The following is a 23,285-nucleotide window of genomic DNA, read 5'->3' on the forward strand; positions in this document are numbered from 1 at the left end:
GCACGGGGAGTGCCTCAGACGTGGCCACTGCGGAGCCGACACGCGCCGACGACGCCGATCCCGAACGGGGAGCCGGTCCGCGAATACGCGTACCCGCGCCGCGCTCGGACCTGGATCCGGGTGACACCCGGAACGGTCCGCCGTCGCGTCCGGCGGCGGCCTTCGAGGCCCTGCGCGCGCGCCTTCTGCGGCACCCGGTGCTGTCGGTCACCGCCCTCGCCGGGCTGCTCCACATCATCTGGTTCTTCACGTTCGCGAACAGTGGCGGCGACCTCGCGGCCCAGGACGCCTGGGCGGAGTTCGTCGGCCGGCACCCCGACTCCGCGTACAACCTCGCCTGGTACGGCGGGATGCATCCGGTGTCGTACAGCATCGTGTCGCCGTATCTGATGTCGGTGCTGGGCGTCCGGACGACGATGATGATCGCGGGGACGATCTCGGCGGGGCTGCTGATGCTGGTCCTGCTGCGCAGCCGGTCCGTGCGCAATCCGCTGTGGGCCGCGCTCGCCGGGGTCTTCGGGCTGATCGCCAACGCCATCTCCGGGCGGGTCACGTTCGCGCTGGGCACGATGTTCGCGCTGGGCGCGGTCGCCGTCGTCTTCTGCTGGCCGCATCGCTGGCGCTACAAACGCTGGGCGAAGGCGCTGTGCGCGGCGCCGCTCGCCGCGCTCGCCACCATGGCGTCGCCGGTCGCGGGGCTGTTCGTCGGGCTCGTGGCCGTCGCGCTGTTCCTGCAGAAGCGGCGTCCGGGCGCCTGGGCGCTGGGGCTCGCGCCGACCGTCGTGGTGGCGCTGTCGGCGTGGCTGTTCCCGTTCTCCGGCACCCAGCCGATGGTGATCGGCTCGGTGATCATGCCGTTGCTGATGTCGGTCGTCGTCTGTCTCACGGTGCCCTCGGACTGGCGGACGGTCCGGCTGGTGTCGGCGGTGTACGGCGTCTCGGTCGTCCTGGTGTGGGTGGTCAGCTCGCAGATCGGCTCCAACATCACCCGGCTGGCGATGCTGTTCGCCGGGGTGACGCTGGTGGCGGCGCTGCCGTTCACGGTGGCGCGCACCCGCAAGTGGTACGCGCTGGTGACGGCGCTGCTCGCGTTCGTCGGGTGGATCGGCTACAAGACGGTCGACGACATCATCCACGCGGCCCCGGAGGCGTCCTGGGCGCGTGAGCTGGCCCCGCTGGTGAACGAGCTGCAGGAGGTCGGCGCCGAGAAGGGCCGGGTGGAGGTCGTGCCGGCCCGCTCGCACCGGGAGGCGTCCGCGCTCGCCCCGTACGTGAACCTGGCGCGCGGCTGGAACCGGCAGGCCGACATGGAGCGCAACCCGCTCTTCTACGACGACACCCTCAACTCGGCGAACTACCGGGAGTGGCTGCGGCGCTGGGCGGTGCACTTCGTGGTGCTGCCCAAGGACGAGCCGGACCCCTCGGCGGCGCAGCGCGAGCGGGAGCTGGTGCAGCGCGGGCTGCCGTATCTGAAGCAGGTGTGGGGCGACGCGAACTGGCAGCTGTTCGAGGTGACCGACCCGGTGCCGCTCGCCGAGCCGAACGCCGTGGTGGAGCGGGCCGAGCAGGGCGAGATGACGATGCGGGTGAGCAGGCCGGGCCGGATCCTGATCCGGATCCCGTACTCGCCGTGGCTGAGCATCGTGGACGCGGAGGGCAGGAAGCTCGACCCGCCGCAGGAGACCGAGGAGTCCCGCGCCCGTCCGGACGACCGGCCGAAGTCGTACGAGAACGTCAACGGCTGTCTGATGGAGACCGAGGAGGACGCGAAGGGCGACCGGTGGACGACGCTGGTGGCCCCGCGGGCGGGCGTGTACCGGCTGGCGGCGCCCTACGACGTGCCGCGCGGCACGCCCTGCCCGGAGGAACTGCGCTGAGGGACTGCGCTGAGGAACTGCGCTGAGGGACCGCGCTGACGGCACGGCGCCGACCGGGTGGGTCAGCGCAGTTCGTCGACGTACCGGTCGGTGCCCGGCACCGTGGGGATGAACGGCGCCACGAGCTCGGTGCGGCCCAGGCCGGTCTTCTCGACGGCCGTCTCCGGACCGGCGAAGTGCTCCTCCCAGCAGCGCCGGGGGTCCTCCTCCAGGAACCAGAGCAGGGTGAGCCGGGTGCCGACGCCCTCGACCTGGCGGACGTAGGACATGCGGTCCAGCGGCAGCGGGGTGGGCCGGAAGACGGTCGCCATCGCGGCCGGGGAGCCCGCCAGCCGTTCGGGCAGATGCCGGTCGCGCAGCCAGGTGAGCAGGTCGGCGCTGTGCGCGGCCGTGTCGGCGTCGACGACCTGGAGGACCAGTCCGGCGTAGGGGTGGTCGAGGGCGTGGAGGTCGCGGGGGCCCGCCGGGCCGTCGCGGTACACCGTCGTCGCGTGGTCCTGGAACGCCGTGAAGACGTGGGTGCGGTCGTGGTGGACGCGGGCGTCGCGGTTGAGGCGCCGGTTGATGGCGACGGTCCAGCGCATGTGGTCGGCGTAGCGGCCGGCGGTGATCCAGTACGTGGAGAGATAGCAGCCGCCGGTGACCGGCCGGGCGACCGCCGACCGTGCGGGGTGACGCAGCAGCTGGAGGTCGCGGGTGGCGACCCAGCGGCGGCCGGCGAACATCCAGGGCATGGCCATGGCGCCCGCGTAGTAGTGGTCGTCCTCGTACCAGCGGTTGTAGGCGCGCTCATGGCCGGGGTGCGGTTCGACCATGGTGATCAGGGCGTGGCCGGGGGCGGCGCCGTACGGGCCGACGGCGGCCAGTTCGGCGTACACCTCACTGCGGGTGTCCTCGCTCACGCTGTTCCCCTTTCCTCGGCTCGCCCATACTCTGACGCCCCGTCAGATATTGCGCCAGGGTCGGGAGGCACCGGGATGTCACTGCTCATGGACAGGACCGTGGTCGTGTCGGGGGTCGGCGTGGGGCTCGGCCACCAGGTCGCGGCGGCGGTCGTACGGGACGGCGGGAACGCGGTGCTGGGGGCGCGGACGGAGGAGCGGCTGGCCCGCACCGCCGCCGAGATCGACCCGGCCGGGAAGCGCACCGCGTACCGGGCGACCGACATCACCGACGAGGCGCAGTGCGAGGCGCTGGCGGCGCTGGCCCGGGAGCGGTTCGGCGGGATCGACGCGGTGGTCCATGTGGCGGCCTGGGACTCACTGTTCGGCGGGCTGGAGGACGCCGACTTCACGACCTGGCAGGCGGTGCTCGACGTCAATCTGCTGGGCACGCTGCGGATGACCCGGGCCTGCCTGCCGGCACTGTCGGAGCGCGGCGGGTCGGTGGTGTTCATCGGAACGCAGTCGGCGGTCGCGGCGCCGTCCGAGGTGCGCCAGGCCGCCTACGCCGCCTCCAAGGGCGCCCTGACCAGCGCGATGTACTCGCTGGCCCGGGAGCTGGGGCCGCGCCGGATCCGGGTCAACTCCGTACTGCCGGGGTGGATGTGGGGGCCGCCGGTGGAGACCTTCGTACGGTTCACGGCGCAGACGGAGGGGGTCGGGGAGGACGAGGTGCGGGCGCGGCTGACCGGGCGGATGGCGCTGCCGGACATGCCCACGGACGGGGACGTCGCGGACGCGGCGGTGTTCCTCGCGTCGGACCGGGCGCGGGCCATCACGGGGCAGTCGCTGCTCGTCAACGCCGGGGAGTTGATGCGCTGACGTACGGGTTGCAACGGATTTCGTCGTTCACAGCCATGAACTGAAGTCACCAAGCAGAACGATTTTACTGTCCCTTGACCCTACTCGCGCTTGTCGCGCCCTCTTCCACGCATCGACCATGGGCGGGCCGTTCACAGGACGGAACCCTGGAAGGGGTCATATGAACAGTCTCGACTGGGCCGTGCTCATCGGCTACTTCGGCGTGATGGTCGCCATCGGCGTCTGGTCCCACAAGCGTGTGGACAACGTGAGCGACTTCTTCACCGCGGGCGGCAAGATGCCGTGGTGGCTGTCCGGCATCTCGCACCACATGTCCGGCTACAGCGCGGTGATGTTCACCGGGTACGCGGGCATCGCCTACACCTACGGCGTCACGTCCTTCGTCACCTGGTCCTTCCCCATCGCGCTCGGCATCGCCATCGGGTCGAAGCTGTTCGCGCCGCGCATCAACCGGCTCCGGTCACGGCTGCACGTGGCCTCCCCGCTGGAGTATCTGAAAACCCGTTACGACCTGCGGACCCAGCAGGCGCTGGCCTGGTCCGGCATGCTGCTGAAGATCGTGGACGTGGGCGCCAAGTGGGCGGCGATCGCGACCCTGTTGTCGGTGTTCACCGGTGTCTCGCTGAACCAGGGCATCCTCATCACCGGGATCATCACCGCCGTGTACTGCACCATCGGCGGCCTCTGGGCGGACGCCCTCACCGAACTCGGGCAGTTCGTCATCCAGTTGCTCGCCGGGCTCGCGATGTTCTTCGCCGTGGTGATGAAGCTGAACGACAAGGGCATCGGCTTCCTCGGCGCCTGGGACGAGCCCGAACTCCAGGGCCACGGCGAGCCGCTGGTCGGCCCGTACGGCACGGTGTTCCTGCTGGCGTTCCTCTTCATCAAGCTCTTCGAGTACAACGGCGGCATGCTCAACCAGGCCCAGCGGTACATGGCCACGGCCACCCCGCGCGAGGCCCAGCGCTCCGCCCGGCTGTCGGCGGTGCTGTGGCTGGTCTGGCCGCTCGTGCTGTTCTTCCCGATGTGGATGTCGCCGCTGCTCGTCGACTCGCAGAAGCCGGACGGCTCCGACTCCTACGCCCTGATGACCGAACAACTGCTGCCGCACGGCCTGTTGGGTCTGGTCATCGTCGGCTTCTTCTCGCACACCATGGCCATGTGCTCCTCCGACGCCAACGCCATCGCCGCCGTCTTCACCCGGGACGTGGCGCCGGTGCTGTCGAAGCAGGCGCGGGCCTGGAACGAGCGGTCGGGCCTGGTCGCGGCGCGGGTGACGACCGTCGTCTTCCTCGCCCTGTCGATGGCGGTGGCGACGCAGGTCGACTCCCCCACGTTCAAGGACATCATCACCGTCGTGATCAAGTGGGTCGCCGGTCTCATGGGCCCCATCGCGATCCCGATGATGCTGGGTCTGCTGCGGCCGTTCCGCCGCTCCGGGCCGACCGCCGCGCTCACCAGCTGGTCGATGGGCCTGCTCGCCTTCTGGCTGGTCAACTACCCGATCAGCTGGAACGTCGAGGGCGGTGTGCCGCTGCAGTACCAGGTGTCGATCCCGCTGGCGGTGTCGCTGATCCTCTACATCCTCATCGGCTATCTGAAGCCGGAGGACACCCCGGAGCGGCTCGCCGTGGTGGAGAGCGTCAACACGGACGGCGACGGGGCGGCGGCCGCCGCGGTGCCGGCGCCGGCCGGTCCGGTGGAGGACGTGGTGCGGGCCAAGGAGTGAGCGCGGGAGCGGACGGCGGCGTAGGGGTGCGGCCCGGGGCTCAGGCGCGCGGGTAGCGCGCCAGCCAGCCCGGGGCGGAGGCGCCCGGCCCGTGCAGGGCCGGGCCCTGCGTCATCTCCATCGCGAAATCGTCGGCGAGTTCCAGGATCGTGGGACGGCCCTCCAGCTCGGCCAGCCAGGCCGGCGGCAGGGCCGTCTCGCCGTGCAGGGCGCCGAGCAGACCGCCGGTGAGGGCGGCCGTGGCGGCGGACGGGCCGTCGTGGTTCACCGCCAGGCACAGTCCCTGCCGGACGTCCTCGCCGACCAGGGCGCAGTACACGGCGGCCGCGAGCAGGCCGTCCGCCGAGCCGTCGGCGGCCAGCTCCCCGACGCGGGCGGGCGTCGGCATGCCCTGGCGCACCGCGCCCAGCGCGTGCTGGAGCGCGTCCGACACCGGTTCGTACCCGGGGCGCACGGCGAGCAGCGCGAGGGCCCGCTGCACGGCACCGTCGAGGCTCTCCCCGCAGGCCAGGCCGTGCACGATGACGGCGTACGCGCCCGCCGAGAGGTAGGCGACGGGGTGGCCGTGGGTCTGTGTCGCGCACTCCACGGCGAGCTGCACGACGAGCTGCGGCTCCCAGCCGACGAGCAGCCCGAACGGCGCGGAGCGCGCGGCGGCCTCCGGTCCGAGCTCGGCGGTGTTCTTCGGCGTCTCCAGGGTGCCCATGGTCTCGTCGCCGAGGCCGAGCAGCAGGGAGCGGGTCGCGTCGCGGCGGGCGTACAGCCACTCCTCGCGGGCGAGCCAGCCGTCGTCCTTGCGGCGCTCGTCGGGGCCCCAGTCGCGCTGGGTGGCGGCCCAGCGCAGATAGGCGCGGTGCAGATCGGTCGGCGGATGCCAGGCGCCGGTGTCCCGGCGGACCTGGGCCCGTATGAGCCCGTCCACGGAGAACAGGGTGAGCTGGGTGAGATGGGTCACGGCACCCCGGCGGCCGTAGCCGAACGCCAGGTCGAGCAGGCCCTCGGCGCCGTGCTGCTCCTGGATCTCGGCCAGGCCCAGCCCGTCGACCGGGGCCCCGAGGGCGTCCCCGACGGCCACGCCGAGCAGCGTCCCGCGCACCCGGCTGCGGTAGTCCTGCTGCTCGGTACGGCCCCAGACGGGTCCGACAGTCGCCCCCACCAAGACCTCCCCGTGACCGACCGCTCGTACGACAGTTCGCCACTGTAATCGACCGGGGACGGGGGGTCGGGAGGGCGGAGCGGTATGCGGTGTGTGACGGAAGTGGTCGGGAACGGCCCTCTTCGTGCCGTTCGCCGGTCAGGTCCGGTGACGTACCCGGATGGCCTCCGCCGCCGCCGTGATCCGCTCCAGGCGCGGGGTGATGTGCGCCGCGTCGGCGCCGGGGCTGTTCAGGACGTGGCCGAGGATGGAGGCCAGGGTCGCCACGTCCGCCCAGCCGGGCTCCAAGGCGAGGAAGGCCGTCAGCCCCCGGTCGGCGAGGGGCCAGTCCCCGAGGGCGCAGCCGAGGAAGCAGTGGCCCTGCGCGCGCTGGGTGTCCTCCAGACCGGTTCCCGTCTCCAGCATCCCGGCCAGCTCCCGCCACAGGGGCTCGGCGGCGGCCAGGCCCTCCGCGAGGCCGGTGACCACGGCCATCTCGAATGCAGATTCAAGAGGCTCCGACTCCCGCAGGCGTTCCGCGCAGCGCCGGGCCTCCTCCCACTCCTCGCGGTGGGCGTGCCACTCGGCCCTCAGGCCGTCCAGGTCGCTGTCGGACAACCCGGCCTCCCCGGCCGCGCGCAGCCGGTCCCCCGCCTCGTCCCAGCGGCCGCACAGCACGAGCAGGTCGATGGCCGTCCAGCGGGCCCAGACCGGCTCCCAGCCCAGGGCCACGCACCGGTCCAGGTCGCCCAGGGCCTCCTCGCACCACCCGATCTCCAGCGCGACACGGGCCCGTCGGGCGCGGAGCCAGCCGACGTCACCGGCGGCCTCGAGGGCACGTCCCAGGCAGCGGTACGCCTCCCGGTGGTTCTTCAGCGCCAGGTGGACGGCTGCAAGGGCCGCGTGCGCGTAGTCGTACTCCGGGTCCTGGGCCAGGGACTGCTCAAGGGCGGCTCGCGCCTCCTCGTAGCGGCCCTCCTGCCGGTACGCCTCCCCCAGCTCGGCGGCCGCCCAGCCGTCCGAGGAGTCCGCGGCGGCGGCCCGCCGCAGATCGTCGAACCTGCCCTCCTTGTCGCCCATACGGGCTCTGACCTGGGCGCGGGTGACGAGCGCCCACGCGTAGTCGGGGATCAGGTCGATGGCCCTGGACAGATCGGCCAGCGCCTCCTCGTCCCGGCCCAGTTCGTACTGGGCGAGGCCCCGGCCGGCGAAGGCCGACGCGTGGTCCGGCTTGAGGGCGACGGCCCGGCCGAGTTCTGCGACGGCGTCCTCGAAGCGCCCCACGAGCCGGTAGGCGTCACCGCGCTCCGACGCGACCCAGGGGCTGTCGGGTGCCTTCTCCACGGCACGGTCGAAGTCGGCGAACGCCTCGTCCCACTCGGAGCGGACGCGGCGCAGCCGGGCCCGGCGCACCAGTGGCCACAGGTAGTCCTCGTCGAGTGCGACCGCCTGGTCGAGGTCGGCGAGCGCCTCGTCGTGCTGTCCCAGTTCCTGGCGGGACACGGCCCGGCCGGCTAGGTACTCCGGGTCCGTCGGGTCGAGGGCGACGGCCCGGTCGTACTCGGCGAACGCCTCCTGGAAACGGCCGGCCAGGCGGTAGGTCTCGGCACGCTCGGCGATGATCCAGTCGTCGTCCGGGGTGAGCCGGTCGGCGGTGTCGAAGGCGGCGAGCGCCGCCGGGAAGTCGCCGAGCGAGCGCAGGGCGAGCCCCCGGCCGGTGTGCGCCGAGGTCAGCTCGGGGTCCAGCTCGACCGCCCGGTCGGCGTCCGCGAGGGCGAGTTCGTGCCGGCCCTCGCGGCGCAGCTCCCGCGCCCGGAAGGAGTAGGCGGCCGCCCGGGTGCGCCGGTCGGGCCCCGGACGGGACAGGACCAGGTTCGCCACCGCGGTCATGGCGGTCGCATCGTCGGCGAGCGCCTCGCCCAGCGCCCCGCCCCAGTCGCCGAGGACAGGGTCGCCGGTTGCCTCGCCCGCCTCCACCAGCATCTGCGCCCAGCGCCGGCCCGCCGCCTCGTCGACGCCGCAGACCAGCACGACGTCCCGCAGCGCCGCGTTCAGCGCGGTGCGGGGGCGGGCGCACAGCGCGTGGTAGATCTCCTCCAGCCGCAGCTCGCGCCACTCCTCCTCCAGCCACTCCTGGAAGGGGCCGAGGCCCTGGCCCGCCTCCTCCCGCCAGCGGCCGTACACGGCGGCGAGCCGGTCGTGCCGCTCGGTCCAGCCGCGTGGGGAACGGCGCCGCTGCAGGCGGAGCATCGGTTCGCGCACCAGGTCGTGGTACCGCAGCCGGTCGCCCCGCTCGTCCACGAACGCCAGGCCGCGCAGCCAGGCGAAGAGCGGGTCGACGTCGTCGTCCGGCCAGTCCACGGCGGCCCGGAACACGTCCAGGTCCACCCGCCGGGGCAGCGCGCACGCGAGTGCCACGGCCCGGCGCACGGGATCCTGCTCCCACTTCAGGAAGCGTTCGACGGCGGTGGCGCTCGGATCGCCGATGTCGTCCGGGCGGACGGGGCGCTGTTCGGCCAGGGTCGAGACGAGGACGGGCAGGCCGCCGGTGAGCCGCAGGACCTCCTCGACGACCGGCTCGGCGACGACGCCCCGGTCGGCCAGCAGTCCGCGCGCCTCGGTCTCGGTGAACGGGCCGAGCGGTATGTCGGCCATGAAGTCGGTGAAGCCGCCCCAGCGGGCGGTGTCGAAGGGGTGCTGTCCCGCGGTGACCACGACGACGGTCGCGGGCAGCGCGCCGTACCGGTCGCTGGTCATGACGTCGTGCAGCCAGCCGTCCAGGAAGGGGCCGGTGCGCTCGTACGTGTCGAGGAACAGGACGATCCATGGGACCTGCTCCGCAGCGCCGGACAGTTCGGTCAGCAGGACGGGGGTGAGCACCCGCTCCGGGGAGAGCACCAGCTGCACGTCGTCCTGGCTGCGGAACCGGGCGCTGAGTCCGGCGCGCAGCCGGTCGGCGCTCTGGGCGAGCTGGGCGGCGTCCAGGGCTCCCGCGAAGGGGCCGATGCCGGGGACCATGCCGAGGCCGACGAGTCCGGCCCGCATCACGGCGGTGCCGGTGGCCGACGGCGCTTGCGGTTCGGTGCCCAGGGCTGCGGCCGCCGCCTCCGCCTCGTGCCGTCGTTCCCGGTGGGTGGCGAGTGCCCGGTCGAGGTCCTTCAACCGGTGGCCCTGAGCGGCGAACTGGCGGCTGATCGCCGCCATGGTCTCCGGGACGCTGCCGACGGCCTCGTCCACGGAGGCGGTCAGCGCGCCCTTCTCACGGGCCAGTTGCTCCAGTTCCCGCAGCAGGAAGGACTTGCCGACGCCTGCCTGACCGTGCACATGGAACAGGAAGCGGTGTCTCTCGTCCTGCGGCGGCAGCTCCAGGTTCTCCCGGAACGCGGCCCGTTCGGCTCCCCGGCCGACGAAGCCGGCGCGGCTGCGCTGCCGGATCAGCTCCTGCATCGACGGCTGCGCCTGCGCCACCGTACGTCCCCTCGTCCGACCGCCCCGAAGTCCGTCCCGTTCATTGTGGCGCAATGACGCCCGAACAACCGCGCTACGCGGGGAAGATGACCTCCATGTCGACCACACCCCCCCCCGTACCGCTCTGCATCTCGCCGCCACGCTCCTGACCGGGACCGTGGCGCTCTACATCGCGCTCGTCGCCTTCGGGAACATCACGGACTTCGGTACGAACCAGCAGTTCGTGAGGCACGTCCTCGCGATGGACACGACCTTCAAGGACGAGGACCTGATGTGGCGGGCCGTCACCGGCAAGGGACTTCAGGACGCCGCCTATGTCGCGATCATCGTCTGGGAGACCGTCGCCGCGCTCGTCCTCATATACGGCACCTGGCTGTGGGCGCGGCACGACGACGCCCGGGCCCGTCGGTTCTCCACGTACGGGCTGCTGATGCTGATGCTGCTGTTCGGCGCCGGGTTCATCGCGATCGGCGGTGAGTGGTTCGCGATGTGGCAGTCCTCGGACTGGAACGGCCTCGACGCGGCGACCCGGGTCTTCCTGCTGAGCGGCGTGGTGCTGATCGTGAACCACCTGCCGGCCGGGCAGGGCGGGAGCACGGAGGCCTGACGCACCTGAGGGACGGGGCGCCGGTCAGTCGACCACGACCACCGGCGTCCCGGTCTCGCCGAACTTCCACAGCGCCGCCCCGTCCGCCGCGCGCATCCGCACCCCGCCGGTCTGCTTGCCGTCGGCGGGCGGGGGCGAGGAGCCGTCCACGGCGTTGGAGAACGCGATGGAGATGCCGGACTTGGCGGCGAAGTACACGATGTTCTGGATCTGCACGCCGTCGGAACCCTGGGTGGCCATGGTCCGGGACGACACCGTGTAGCGGCCGGGGTCCGGGCTGACCGTACCGGGCCAGACGGTGAAGGTCCGCCGGGCGGCGTCGCTCGCGTCGACCAGCCAGACCCGCTTGTCGCCGAGGTCGTAGACGATCCGGCGGCCGGTGCCGGAGTCGGCGGGCACCTCGGCGGGCCGGGGCGTCCTCGACGGCGCGGGGCTCGTCTGCGGGGACGCCGACGCGTTCGGCCGGGCCTTCCCCGCCGTCGGGTGCGGGCCCTGGTCGGCCTGCACGGCGAGGACGGCGACGGCGGCTATGGCGCCCACCGTCAAACCGGTCACCCAGACCCTGGTAGCAGGCACGGGCACGCATCTCCTCGGCTACGGAAAGCTATGGACGGCCGTCGGCGGCCACGGAACGCGCCGACGGCTACGGAACGCCGGCGAGTCCACCAGCGAGGGTCGGATCATCGTACCGACCCTCGCCAGGGGCTCCCCGTCAGTCCAGGACGGGCAGCAGCTCGGGCAGGTGCCCGTCGGAGGCGGCCGCCGCCCGCTGCCGCTCCTCGGGCACCTCGCCGTACAGGGTCGTACGCGGCTTGGCAGGCCGCCCGGCCGCCTCGGCGACCGCCACCAGATCCCGTACGGACTTGTAGGAGCCGTACGACGAGCCCGCCATCCGCGAGATCGTCTCCTCCATCAGCGTGCCGCCCAGGTCGTTGGCGCCGGAGCGGAGCATCTCCGCCGCACCCTCGGTGCCCAGTTTGACCCAGCTCGTCTGGATGTTGGGGATGTGGGGGTGGAGGAGGAGCCGGGCCATGGCCGTGACCGCGCGGTTGTCGCGGATCGTCGGGCCGGGGCGGGCGATGCCCGCGAGATAGACCGGGGCGTTGGTGTGGATGAAGGGGAGGGTCACGAACTCGGTGAAGCCGCCCGTGCGCTGCTGGATGCCGGCCAGGGTGCGCAGATGCCCGAGCCAGTGCCGGGGCTGGTCGACATGGCCGTACATCATCGTCGAGGAGGAGCGGAGGCCCAGTTCGTGGGCGGTGGTGACGACCTCGATCCAGGTCGCGGCCGGCAGCTTGCCCTTGGTGAGGACCCAGCGGACCTCGTCGTCCAGGATCTCCGCCGCCGTGCCCGGGATGGAGTCCAGGCCGGACTCCTTGGCCGCCGTCAGCCACTCGCGGATCGACAGGCCGGTACGGGTGGCGCCGTTGACGACCTCCATCGGGGAGAAGGCGTGCACATGCATACCGGGGACGCGCTCCTTCACCGCCCGCGCGATGTCGAAGTACGCCGTGCCGGGCAGGTCGGGGTGGATGCCGCCCTGCATGCAGACCTCCACCGCGCCGACGTCCCACGCCTGCTGGGCGCGGTCGGCGACCTGGTCCAGGGAGAGCGTGTAGGCGTCGGCGTCGGTGCGGCGCTGGGCGAACGCGCAGAAGCGGCAGCCGGTGTAGCAGACGTTCGTGAAGTTGATGTTCCGGGTGACGATGTACGTCACGTCGTCGCCGACCGCCGTTTTCCGGACGTCGTCGGCGACACGGCACAGCGCGTCCAGGGCGGCCCCGTCCGCGTGGAGCAGGGCGAGCGCCTCGTCGTCGGTGAGCCGGGTCGGGTCGTCGGCGGCGACGCGGAGCGCCTGGCGGACGTCGGTGTCGATGCGCTCGGGGGCCATGCCGGGCGCGGCGGCCTCGCGCAGGGCGCCCCAGTCGCCGTACACCTCGTCGAAGTCGTCGCGCCGGTCGGACGTACGGCCCTCGGTGTCGATGGTGGTGTGCAGGTCGGTGCGGCCGGAGGAGACGAACGCCTCGTCGGGCTCCTGCCACGGGTGGCCCTCTACCACGGCGTCCGGCCGGGCGAGGCCCGTCTCCGGGTCGGCGAGCGCGCGGACGTGCGGCAGCAGCCGGGGGTCCAGCCAGGGCTCGCCGCGCGTCACGAACTCCGGGTAGACGCACAGCCGTTCACGCAGCTCGAACCCGGCGTCGGCGGAGCGCCGGGCCAGTTCCTCGATACGCGGCCAGGGGCGCTCGGGGTTGACGTGGTCGATGGTGAGCGGGGAGACACCGCCCCAGTCGTCGATGCCGGCCGCGATCAGCCGGGCGTACTCGTGGTCGACGAGGTTGGGCGGGGCCTGGATGTTGCCGGCCGGGCCCATGATGAGGCGGGCCACGGCGACCGCCGCGACGAGGTCGTCCAGTTCCGCGTCGGGCATGGCGCGCATCGCGGTGTCCGGCTTGGCGCGGAAGTTCTGGATGATCAGCTCCTGGACGCCGTGGTAGGCGCGGGAGACGCGGCGGAGCGCGAACAGGGACTCGGCGCGCTCCTCGTGGGTCTCGCCGATGCCGAGGAGGATGCCGGAGGTGAACGGCACGGAGGAACGGCCCGCGTCCTCCAGGACGCGCAGCCGGACGGCGGGCTCCTTGTCCGGGGAGCCGTGGTGCGGGCCGCCGGGCTCGGACCACAGACGGGTCGCGGTCGTCTCCAGCATCATGCCCATCGACGGGGCGACAGGCTTGAGGCGCTGGAAGTCGGTCCAGGTCAGGACGCCCGGGTTGAGGTGGGGCAGCAGGCCCGTCTCCTCCAGGATGCGGATGGAGATGGCGCGGACGTAGGCGATCGTGTCGTCGTAGCCGTGCGCGTCGAGCCACTCGCGGGCCTCGGGCCAGCGGTCCTCGGGCTTGTCGCCGAGGGTGATGAGGGCTTCCTTGCAGCCGAGGGCCGCGCCCTTGCGGGCGATGTCCAGCACCTCGTCCGGGGACATGAACATCCCGTGGCCGGCCCGGCGCAGCTTGCCGGGGACGGTGACGAAGGTGCAGTAGTGGCACTTGTCCCGGCACAGCCGGGTGAGGGGGATGAAGACGCTCTTGGAGTAGGTGATGACCCCGGGCCGGCCGGCGGCCTCCAGGCCCGCGTCCCGGACCCGGGCGGCGGACGCGGCGAGGTCGTCGAGGGCCGCGCCGCGGGCCTGGAGCAGCACGGCCGCCTCGGACACGTCGAGGGCGACGCCGTCCCGGGCGCGTTTCAGGGCGCGACGCATGGAGTTCTCGGTCGGGCCGGTTCCGGGGGTCGCGGGAGTCGTCATCCTTCGAGCATACGAGCGGGCTGATCAGCGGTGGCGGTCAGGCGACGAACGCCGCGCAACCGCCCAGGGCGAGGTGCACCTCGCCCGCCCGTGGACGTCAGGCGACGAAGGCCGCGTAGCCGTCCAGGGCGCGCAGCACCTCGTCCTCGCCGCCCGGGGGCAGTTGGACGACGACCTCCTCGATGCCGAGCTCGGCGTAGTGGGCGAGCTTGCCGGGGGTGGGGAAGACGGCGTACGGCACGACCTGGAGGGCGTCCGGGTCGCGTCCGGCGCCGGCCCAGACGGACCGCAGCCGGGGCAGGCTCTCGGACAGCCCGCGCCCGCCGATCGGCAGCCAGCCGTCGCCGTATTCGCTGATGTGGTCGAACAGTTTCGGCCCCGCCGCGCCGCCGATGAGGGTGCGCGGGCCGTTGAGGCGCGGGCCGCGCGGTTTCTGCACGGGCTTGGGGTGGGCGAAGCTGGCCCGGACGGACCCGAACTCACCCTCGTACGCCGTGGGTTCGTCGGCCCACAGGGCCCGCATCAGGGCCATCCGGTCGCGGACGAGGGCGCGGCGCGTGGACCAGTCGACGCCGTGGTCGGCGGCCTCCTCGACGTTCCAGCCGAAGCCGAGGCCGAGGGTGAAACGGCCGCCGGAGAGATGGTCCAGGGTGGCGATCTGCTTGGCCAGGTCGATGGGGTCGTGCTGGGCGACCAGGGTGATGCCGGTGCCGAGGCCGAGCCGCTCGGTGACGGCGGCGGCCTGGCCGAGGGCGACGAAGGGGTCGAGGGTGCGGCCGTACTCGGGCGGCAGGTCGCCGCCGGCCGGGTACGGCGTGGCCCGCTCGACGGGGATGTGGGTGTGCTCGGGCAGATACAGCCCGGCGAATCCCCGCTGCTCCAGCTCACGGGCCAGCCGGGTCGGGGTGATCGTCTCGTCGGTGAGGAAGATCGTGGCGGAGATGCGCATGCCTGCATCTGTACCCCCGGCGGGCCACGATGTCCATACCGACTGGTCGGCACATTTCGGACGCTGCCCGCACCGCGTGATTGTCCGCCGATCCCCTTCCCCCGCACCGGAGTTCACGGCTGAATACAAGGGCTGCACGCACCACCCCCGCACCACCCACGCCATGGCACTCACGACGATCCGGGAGCATCAGCATGTGCGAGGACGACCACGCGGGCCTGGGCCGCCGCGCGCTCTTCGTGACGGGCGCCGCCGCCGCGCTTACGTTGGGAAGCGTGACCTTCGCGTCAGGAGCCGACGACCACCGGGGCACGCAGACCCGCACCGTGCGGGGCACCCTGCCGCCCGGGTCCCCCGACTTTGTGTACGTACCCGTCGAAGTCCCGCCCGGGGTACGGGAGATCAAGGTCTCCTATACCTACGAGAAGCCGTCCGTCCCGGCCGGCACCCCGGGCAACGCCCTCGACATCGGCATCTTCGACGAGCGGGGCACCGACCTCGGTGGGCGCGGCTTCCGCGGCTGGTCGGGCGGGGCGCGCACGGAGTTCTTCATCCGGACGGACGAGGCCACGCCGGGCTATGTCCCCGGGCCGGTCCGCGCGGGCACCTGGCACATCGTCCTCGGGCCGTACACGGTGGCCCCGCAGGGCCTGCCGTACGAACTCACCATCACGCTCACGTACGGCGAGCCCGGCGAGGCGGTCCGGCCGGTGTACCCGCCGGAGCGGGCCAAGGGGCGGGGCCGCGCCTGGTACCGGGGCGACTGCCATCTGCACTCCTGGCACTCCGACGGCCGCCGCACCCCCGCCGAGATCGCGGCGCTGGCGCGGGCGGCGGGCCTGGACTTCATCAACTCCTCCGACCACAACACGCACACCTCGCATCCGCACTGGGCCGGGGCGGCCGGGGACGACCTGCTGATCATGCTGGGCGAGGAGGTGACGACCCGCAACGGGCATGTGGTGGCGCTGGGCACCGACCCCGGCACCTTCGTCGACTGGCGCTACCGCGCCCGGGACAACCGCTTCGGCCGCTTCGCCCGGCGGATCCGGGAGGCGGGCGGCCTCGTCGTGCCCGCGCATCCGCACGCCACCTGCGTCGGCTGCAACTGGAAGTTCGGCTTCGGCGAGGCCGACGTGATCGAGGTGTGGAACGGCCCGTACACCCCGGACGATGAAGTGGCCCTGGCGGACTGGGACAGCACGCTGGTGGCGTCGGCGCGCTCCGGGTCGCGCTCCTGGATCCCGGCGATGGGCAACAGCGACGCCCACCGCGACCCCGACCCGGTCGGCGGCCCGCAGACGGTCGTCCTCGCCGACGACCTGACCCGCGCCGCCATCCAGGAGGGCCTGCGCGCGGGCCGCTCCTATGTCGCCGAGTCGAAGAACGTCTCCCTGACCTTCGGCGTCTCCGGCGGCCGCGCCCGGCACGCGGGCATCGGCGAACGCCTGGAGGTGGACCCCGACACCCCCGTGACGGTCCGCCTGGAGGCGAAGGGCGCCCCCCGCTGCACGATCCGCTTCGTCACCGACCAGGGCGTCCTCCTCACCACGGACCCCCTCCCGGTCTCGGGCACCGGCACGGCCGAATGGCACACCACCCCGGCCAACGCGGCCTACGTCCGAGCGGAACTCCGCCACGAGACGGCGGCGGGACCCTTGCCGGGGGCTCTGGCGGCGTTCACCAACCCCATTTTCCTCGGGCATTGACGAATCCCCGGCATCACGATCAAGTCAAGCCGGGGCGTCCGACAGCCAAATGAGCTCCCGGGACGAACGGACGAACATCCCGGGAAGCGTCTGACCCGTCCTCCCCTGCGCCACGCGTGAAGACGCGCACCAGCCCGGGCCCAGGCCGACCTCCTGGGCCCGGGCGTCACTTTGGGGGAAGCCATCAGAACGTCAGACGTCCCGGGAGCCGGCGTGAGGGAGTTTCTGCTGGGGTTGCGGCTGTTGTTCGGGGCCGGGCGGGGGAGCCGGGTGCGGTTTCTGCTCATGGCGGCCGGGGGGTCGCTCGGGGTCTGCTGTCTGGCTCTCGTGCTGACCATTCCGCAGATCCTCGACGCGCATGACGGCCGGGTGGCCGCACGGCAGCCGCAGTCCGCCTCGGCGCGGCCCGCCGGTGCCACCCTGGTCCTCCAGCGCACCGACCCCTACGGCTCCCAGGCGTTCACCCGGGTCTTCGTCGCCCGGGGGATCCGGCAGGGCGACGCGGTGCCGCCCGGGCTGGAGCGGCTGCCGGGGCCGGGCGAGGTGTTCCTCTCGCCCCGCGCCCACGACCTGCTGCGCGACCGGCCCGCCGTCAAGGGTCTGCTGCCGGGCCGCGAGGAGGGGCTGATCGGCCCGGCGGGGCTCGCCCACCCCGACGAGCTGTTCGCCTACGTCGGCACGGAACGCGGCGAGATCGCCGACGAGGGCCGCGCCCTGAAGGGCTGGGGATACAGCTACGCCCCCTTCCCGGCCGTCGAACCGTCCACGCTCACCTACCTCCGGTTCGCGCTCGGCTCGCTCGTCCTCCTCCCCCTCGGCATCTTCCTCTCCGTCTGCGCCCGGCTCTCGGCCGCGAGCCGGAACCGCCGTCTCGCGTCGCTGCGTCTGCTCGGCCTCAGCATCCGGGGCACCCAGCGGGTCAACGCCGCCGAGACGGTCGTCGCGGCGCTCCTCGGGGCGCTGCTCGGCCTCGGCGAGTACGTGGTCCTCAACCAGGTGATGACCCGCACCGGCCTGCCGAGTCTGCGGTGGTACCCGGACGACGGCGCGCTGTCCGCGTCGACGGTCGCGGTCTGCCTGATCGGCTGTCCCCTGCTCGCCTGGTTCGTCGGCCGGATGAGCGCCCGCGAGGCCGCCGCCCGTCCGCTGGCCGTGCGCCGCTCGGCGGCCCCCGCGCGGCCGGCCCGACGGGGCGGCCTGCTGCTGGTGACCGGGCTCGGCATCGTCGCCGGGTACTGCGCCACGGGCTTCACCGACCACCCCGCCGACAGCATCGGCCTGAACGCGGTCGTGATGCCGGCGGGCATCCTGCTCACGGGGCTGGGGCTCGTCCTGACCCTGCCGCTGCTCTCCTACGCCCTCGCCCGCCGCGTGGCGCGCCGCACCGGCTCGCTCACCCTGAGCCTGGCGATGCGGCGCAACGAGGTGGAGCCGGGCAGCACCATGCGGGTCGTCACCGGTCTGGTGCTGCTCGTCTTCTCCGCCTCCCTCGCCCAGGGCGTCCTCATCCAGCTGGAGCAGGTCACCCGGCCGTCCGCTCCCGTGCGGGACTACGCCCTCGCCCTGTCCGCCCTGACGGATGAACAGCGCCGCGAACTCGCCGAGCTGCCGGGGGTCCGCGGGCACGCGGTGACCGCGGAGTCCTGGATGGACCCCGAGTCCGACACCGCCCAGCCCTGGGCCAGCGCCGTCGTCGCCACCTGCGGCCAACTCGCGCGCATGGTGAAGGAGTCCACCGGCTGTGTGGACGGCAAGGTCATGCGGCTCAGCGACCCGGACGCCGGGACCGGGCAGGGCGCGCGGCCCGGCGACCCGCTCCGGTTCCGGGTGCGGGAGGGCGGCAAGGACACGACCCTGACCCTCCGGGTCCCACGGGAGACGATCGCGTACGACACCCACGATCCGTCGGGAGTCCAAGGAGCGGACCTGCTCGTCCCGCCGTCCGCGCTGCCCGACGGGGCCCGTCTGGACGGTGCCCGGTACGTCCTCACCAGCGGCTCCGACCACGCCGAGGTCCGCAGGGTCCTCGACGGCATCGCAGGCGTCGTCCCGACCGCCGAGGTCGAGCCCATCGGCGTCAACGTCGAGGGGCTGCGGCAGATCGCGGTGCTGGAGACGCTCCTCGCCGTCGGCATGGTGATGGGCCTGGTCATCGGGACCGCCGCCTTCGTGGTGTCGGCCACCGACCGGGCGGTGGAGCGCCGCGCCCAGGTCACCGCCGTCACCCTGATCGGTGCCCGGGCGCGGACCCTGCGGGCCGTGCAGTGCGTCCAGGTGGTGGTGCCGCTGGGCATCGGGCTGGTGCTCGCGCTCGTGGCGGGCAAGCTCGCCGAGTCGGCCTACCTGATCACCGGGGGCGGTGAGACCCGCTGGGACCTCGCCGGTGTCCCGGTGCTCGCGCTGGCCGCGGCGGGCGTGGTGGCCGTGTCCGTGGCCGGGACCCTGCCGCTGGTGGGGCGGCGCGTCGACCCGGAACTCATCCGCCGCGACTGAGCGGCGGGCCGGGTCGTCAGTCGGCCAGGTCCGCCGTGACCGCCGCGTGGTCGGAGGGCCAGATGCCGGCGATCGGGGTGTCGCAGGCGCGGTGGACCGAGCGGACGTGGCCGAGGCCGCGTTCGCCCGGGGGGCCGACGTGGATGTAGTCGATACGGGCGCCCGGCTCCAGGGTGGCCGCGGCGTAGGGGTTCCGCGGGTCCCAGGTGAGCGCGGGGGCGCCCGGGTCGGCGTACTCCCAGGCGTCGAGGAAGACCTGGCCGGGGACGGGCGGCGCGGTGCGCAGACCGCCGAAGAGGCGCACCTCGTCGGAGTCGGGGAAGGCGTTGAAGTCGCCGGTGACGACGGCCGGGAAGGGCGTCCGGCCGCGGTGCTCGGCGACGAACCGGGCGAGCGCGGTGACCTGTTCGACGCGGACGGCCGACGCGTGCGAGGCGGAGGTCAGATGGGTGGTGAAGAACGGGATGTCGTACTCGGGCGTGGCCAGCCGGGTGTGCAGGGCGAGGCGGCCGTCGTCGAGGTCGGCGGGCACGGGCAGGCGCAGGGTGTGCCGGTCGACGACCGGCCAGCGGCTGAGGACGGCGGTGCCGATGTCGGCCGTGGGGTCCCCGATCCGCGCGCGCCAGCGCTCCGGGGCCGGTGAGGGCGCCCACGCCCAGTGCAGGCCCAGCTCACCGGCCAGCCACTCGGCCTGGTTCTCCCCGTCGGCGGCCCAGACCTCCTGAAGGCCTACGACGTCGGGGCGCAGGTCGCGCAGCGCGGCGAGGATGGCCTTGCGCCGGTCCTGCCAGGGGCCGAACCGCCACCACAGGTTCCACGTCACGACCCGCATCGGCAGCCACCCGCTCTCGTCCTGGCGCACAGGGGATCATGGAGGCAACGGTCCGGCAACACTTCGGCCGTCGAGACCCGGCGCCCCCGAGGGACCCAGGAGACTAGCCCTTCATGTCACGCCTCGACGACGCCAGGTTCCGTGCCGCCACCGCTTTCCAGCGCCATGTGGGGAATCCGGTCATGCGCCGCTTGCCCTTCCAGACGCTGCTGGAAACCACGGGCCGGGTCTCCGGCCTGCCCCGGCGGACACCGGTGGGCGGACGCCGGGTCGGGAACGAGTTCTGGCTGGTGTCGGAGTTCGGCGACCGGTCCCAGTACATCCGCAACATCAAGGCCGACCCCCGGGTGCGGGTGCGTGTGAAAGGCCGCTGGCACACCGGCACGGCCCATCTCCTGCCGGACGACGACACCACCGCCCGGCTGCGCGCCCTGCCACGCCTCAACAGCGCCGCGGTCCGGAGGATCGGGGTGGGGCAGCTGACGGTGCGGGTGGATCTGGACGGGTGAGGGGGCGCTGGAGACGCGGGATGGCACAACCGCCCGTGTCGTACGGTCTCTTGACACACCATCACCCGTTCACTGGAATGAACAACACCTGACACCACCGCACCACTCACGGGGGCCGCATGTCCGTCCGGATCGACGTCGCAGGGGACGAAGACGCGTTAGAGGACCTGTGGGAGTGGCTGGACGCCGAGCGTGAGCTGCGCGGCCGGATGGGGTGGGAGAGCCCGCCCGCCGCCGAAGGCACCATGGGTTCCGGAGTGGAGATCGCCGTACAGGCGATGGAGCTGGGGCTCGCGGGCGTCAACACGCTGGTGGCGGCGATCGGGGCGTGGCTGACGTACCGCTCGACGCAGGCGTCCCGGCCCGTCGGGAGCGTCACCATCACCGCGGCCGACGGCACACGCTACAAGATCGAGAACGAGGATCCCGCGGCGCTGGAGCGCACAACCCTGGCCCTCACCCAGCGTCTCCACGGCACTGATGATCCGGCTGCCTGACCGCGAGCGATCCCGTGCGTTCCTGTTCGGCACCGCCTCCTACGAGTCGGACGAGTTTCCCGATCTCCCGGCAGTCGCCAACAACCTGGAGGACCTGCACGCCGTCCTGACCTCTCCGGACGGCGCCTTCGCCGCCGAACACTGCACCGTACTCCTCGATCCGCCCGACGCGATCCCTCTCTACGACGCGCTGCACCACCAGGCCACCGAGGCCACGGACACCCTGCTGATCTACTTCTCGGGCCACGGCCTGCGCAAGCTCTTCGGCGACGGTCTGCATCTCGCCCTTCCGCACACCCGGTCCGTCAACCAGTCGGTCAGCGGCTTCGACTACGACCGGCTGCGCGAGGTCGTGCACTCGTCCCGGGCCAAGAACAAGATCGTGATCGTGGACAGCTGCTACAGCGGGCGGGCCATCCAGAGCATGAGCGGTGCCGCACCGGACCTGGACATCGAGGGCAGCTGTCTGCTGACGTCGGCCACCGGGAACAGCAAGGCCCTGGCTCCGCCGGGAGAGCGGCACACGACCTTCAGCGGCGCGCTCATCCACCTCCTGCGATACGGCACACCGGAGGCCGGACCGCTTCTCTCTTTCGGCATCATCAGCGACGAACTGCGCAGCAACGCTCTCCGGCAGAACGGCATACCGATCCCGGGACAGCAGTTCCACGGCACCGCGCAGCACATCGCGCTCGCCCGCAACGCCGCCGCGCCTTCCGCCGATGCCGCCGCGCCCCCGCCGACGGTGCCACCCCCGCCCCGGCCCACGGCCCGTCACGCCTACGTGTCGCGGCCGCTCCCCTTCGCCGGGACCTCGCACGCCACCAAGGAGCAACTGGCGGAGACGATCCGCGGGCACTGGGGGGTGGCTGCCGACCGGTTCTTCCGGCGTATGGGAACCCCGTCGCATCCCAGCGAGAGCTGGGGCGAACTCCGTTCCTGGCTCAGGCAGTTCAACGATCCCCTGATCGATGACGTCGAGGGCCGGATCGTTCTCATCGACCGCTATCTGAGCGATCCCGGTGTCCCTCACGACCACAAGGTGCTTCAGCTGCTGCACTGGCTGGACCCGCAGGGCCCGGCCGTCTATCGCGGCCGCCCGATCACCTACGCCGCGCTGGCCAACGCCTGCCTGCGCCGGTACGTCGGCGGGGGCAGACGCGACGCGGAGCTGCTCGAGGACCTGTCCGGCCCGCACCGCCTGCTCGACGCCCTGTCCGGATTCGCCGCGCTCGGCCGGCTGCGGGGCGTACAGCGCAAGTGGGAGAAGGCCCTGAAGGCGTGGCAGGCCGCGGACAGCACGTCATGGCCGACGGAGGTGCGGCAATGGGCCGCCGACGTCGGCCCGGGGGCGCTGCTGGCCGGCCTGCTGCCGCAGGAACATCTGGTGGAGGCCCGGCGTCGGCTCCCGGCCAAGGGCCGGCCTCCGGCCCCGTCGATCGACTGGTACTCCCAATTGCTCCGGGCCGCCGGGGGCCGGGAGACCCTGCTGGGCGGGCTGGTCGAGGCCGAGTGGTCCCAGCGGGCCCGGCAAGAGGGACTGGCCAAGGCCCGGGAGGGCGAACGGCGGCGCCGGGCGGCGGAAGAAGCACGCAAGCGGCAGCAGGAGGAGGAGCGCAGGGCCCAGGAGGAGGCCCGGAAAGCAGAGGAACTGCGGCTTCAGCGGAAGCGGGAGCGGGAGAAGCAGCGGCTGGCCGAGGAACCGCGGTTGCGGGAGGAGCGGCGGCGCGCCGAGGAAGAACGGCAGCGACGGGCCAGGCAGGCCGAGGCCGAGGAGCAGGAGCGTCAACGCAGGCTCGGGCAGTGGCGGGCCGCGGAGGCGGTACGGCTGCGTCCGGCCGCCCGGGCCGGGGCCGTGGTCCGCGCGTTCACGCTCGGCGCCGTATGGGCGCTGTTCCCCATCGTGGCCGTCTGGCTCACCTGGTGGTTCTCCAGTTACGAGTTCGACGCCGCGCAGCTCCTCTCCTGGCTGGCCTGCGTGGTGAGCGCCGCCGCGCTGTACCGGCTGGCCCCCTGCGCCTACCGGCTCGGCGCCGCTTTCAAGCCCCGGTTGCGCACACCCGCCACCTGGCTGCCGCCGGCGCGCACGGCCCTGGGAACCGGCGCGGTGCTGCTGGTCTACGGCCTGATCGGCGGCGACTCCAGCTCACGGGCGAGCGAGATCAAGGCCGACTCCGACTACCTCCGTGAGGTCGGCCTGGGCGATTTCCTCACCTATGTGGGGCAGGACGGGGCCAGAGCCTCGTTCACCGACATCCTGACGGGCCTGCTGGCGGTGCTCGCCGCGGCCGCCTGCGTGTGGCTCGGCCTGCACGCGGGCCGTACGACAGCCCGCGGCTGGGAGGAGCGGTACACCCGCGCCCAGGAGGAGGCACGCGGGCCCGCCCGTCAGCGGTGAGCCGGGTACCCGGCCCCTGCC

16 protein-coding genes are annotated in these 23,285 nt (G+C 72.8%); 9 read left to right on the plus strand and 7 right to left on the minus strand.

What is annotated here, in order from left to right; genetic code table 11:
• The first annotated feature begins 20 nt into the window (after positions 1-20).
• Complete coding sequence (locus KBY32_RS20165; RefSeq protein ID WP_210981057.1) at positions 21-1,877, plus strand: MFS transporter; 1,857 nt, start codon at positions 21-23, stop codon at positions 1,875-1,877.
• A 62-nt stretch (positions 1,878-1,939) separates the two neighbouring features.
• Here KBY32_RS20165 and KBY32_RS20170 read toward each other — a convergent pair whose 3' ends face one another.
• Positions 1,940-2,779 (minus strand): hypothetical protein, encoded by an 840-nt coding sequence (locus KBY32_RS20170; protein ID WP_210981058.1) that lies wholly within the window; start codon positions 2,777-2,779, stop codon positions 1,940-1,942.
• A gap of 75 nt (positions 2,780-2,854) precedes the next feature.
• Between KBY32_RS20170 and KBY32_RS20175 the strand changes: the two genes are divergently transcribed.
• Together KBY32_RS20175 and KBY32_RS20180 are read left to right on the plus strand one after the other, a co-directional pair.
• A complete protein-coding gene (locus KBY32_RS20175; RefSeq protein WP_210981059.1) occupies positions 2,855-3,640 on the plus strand; it encodes an SDR family oxidoreductase in 786 nt (261 codons plus the stop codon).
• Between the two features lie 160 nt (positions 3,641-3,800).
• Entirely contained in the window at positions 3,801-5,369 is a 1,569-nt protein-coding gene (locus tag KBY32_RS20180; RefSeq protein ID WP_210981060.1) for a sodium:solute symporter family protein, read from the plus strand.
• Positions 5,370-5,409: 40 nt separating this feature from the next.
• Here the strand turns inward: KBY32_RS20180 and KBY32_RS20185 are convergent, their stop codons facing one another.
• Positions 5,410-6,525: an ADP-ribosylglycohydrolase family protein gene (locus tag KBY32_RS20185; protein ID WP_210981061.1), complete on the minus strand. Its 1,116-nt coding sequence runs from the start codon at positions 6,523-6,525 to the stop codon at positions 5,410-5,412.
• 138 nt (positions 6,526-6,663) lie between these two features.
• Positions 6,664-9,972, minus strand: a complete 3,309-nt coding sequence (locus tag KBY32_RS20190; RefSeq protein WP_210981062.1) for a tetratricopeptide repeat protein — start codon at positions 9,970-9,972, stop codon at positions 6,664-6,666.
• Between the two features lie 157 nt (positions 9,973-10,129).
• Here KBY32_RS20190 and KBY32_RS20195 point away from each other — a divergent pair, with 157 nt between their 5' ends.
• Positions 10,130-10,579, plus strand: a complete 450-nt coding sequence (locus KBY32_RS20195) for a DUF2165 domain-containing protein (protein WP_308293766.1) — start codon at positions 10,130-10,132, stop codon at positions 10,577-10,579.
• 24 nt (positions 10,580-10,603) lie between these two features.
• Here KBY32_RS20195 and KBY32_RS20200 read toward each other — a convergent pair whose 3' ends face one another.
• The 3 genes from KBY32_RS20200 to KBY32_RS20210 form a co-directional block, all read right to left on the minus strand.
• Positions 10,604-11,155 carry a L,D-transpeptidase gene (locus KBY32_RS20200; RefSeq protein WP_055623578.1) on the minus strand — a complete coding sequence of 184 codons (552 nt, stop codon included), beginning with the start codon at positions 11,153-11,155 and terminating at the stop codon, positions 10,604-10,606.
• Between the two features lie 136 nt (positions 11,156-11,291).
• The gene (locus KBY32_RS20205) at positions 11,292-13,877 is read right to left on the minus strand and encodes a bifunctional FO biosynthesis protein CofGH (RefSeq protein ID WP_210981063.1); all 2,586 of its coding nucleotides are present in this window, start codon (positions 13,875-13,877) and stop codon (positions 11,292-11,294) included.
• A 97-nt stretch (positions 13,878-13,974) separates the two neighbouring features.
• Positions 13,975-14,826, minus strand: a complete 852-nt coding sequence (locus tag KBY32_RS20210) for an LLM class F420-dependent oxidoreductase (protein ID WP_210981064.1) — start codon at positions 14,824-14,826, stop codon at positions 13,975-13,977.
• A 194-nt stretch (positions 14,827-15,020) separates the two neighbouring features.
• Here KBY32_RS20210 and KBY32_RS20215 point away from each other — a divergent pair, with 194 nt between their 5' ends.
• Positions 15,021-16,535, plus strand: coding sequence for a CehA/McbA family metallohydrolase (locus KBY32_RS20215; RefSeq protein WP_210981065.1), 1,515 nt, complete (start codon positions 15,021-15,023; stop codon positions 16,533-16,535).
• Between the two features lie 213 nt (positions 16,536-16,748).
• Entirely contained in the window at positions 16,749-19,028 is a 2,280-nt protein-coding gene (locus KBY32_RS20220; RefSeq protein ID WP_210981066.1) for an ABC transporter permease, read from the plus strand.
• A gap of 16 nt (positions 19,029-19,044) precedes the next feature.
• Here the strand turns inward: KBY32_RS20220 and KBY32_RS20225 are convergent, their stop codons facing one another.
• Positions 19,045-19,860, minus strand: coding sequence for an endonuclease/exonuclease/phosphatase family protein (locus tag KBY32_RS20225; protein WP_210981067.1), 816 nt, complete (start codon positions 19,858-19,860; stop codon positions 19,045-19,047).
• A 113-nt stretch (positions 19,861-19,973) separates the two neighbouring features.
• On the opposite strand from KBY32_RS20225, the gene KBY32_RS20230 reads away from it, so the two are divergent.
• From KBY32_RS20230 to KBY32_RS20240, 3 genes are all read left to right on the plus strand, one after another.
• Complete coding sequence (locus KBY32_RS20230) at positions 19,974-20,369, plus strand: nitroreductase/quinone reductase family protein (RefSeq protein WP_210981068.1); 396 nt, start codon at positions 19,974-19,976, stop codon at positions 20,367-20,369.
• A 119-nt stretch (positions 20,370-20,488) separates the two neighbouring features.
• Positions 20,489-20,866, plus strand: a complete 378-nt coding sequence (locus tag KBY32_RS20235) for a hypothetical protein (RefSeq protein WP_210981069.1) — start codon at positions 20,489-20,491, stop codon at positions 20,864-20,866.
• Entirely contained in the window at positions 20,850-23,264 is a 2,415-nt protein-coding gene (locus KBY32_RS20240; RefSeq protein ID WP_210981070.1) for a caspase family protein, read from the plus strand. The genes KBY32_RS20235 and KBY32_RS20240 overlap by 17 nt, the downstream gene beginning before the upstream one ends.
• Positions 23,265-23,285 lie beyond the last annotated feature (21 nt).

It is taken from the genome of Streptomyces sp. RK62 (genome assembly GCF_018070255.1).
Taxonomy (GTDB): domain Bacteria; phylum Actinomycetota; class Actinomycetes; order Streptomycetales; family Streptomycetaceae; genus Streptomyces; species Streptomyces nigra.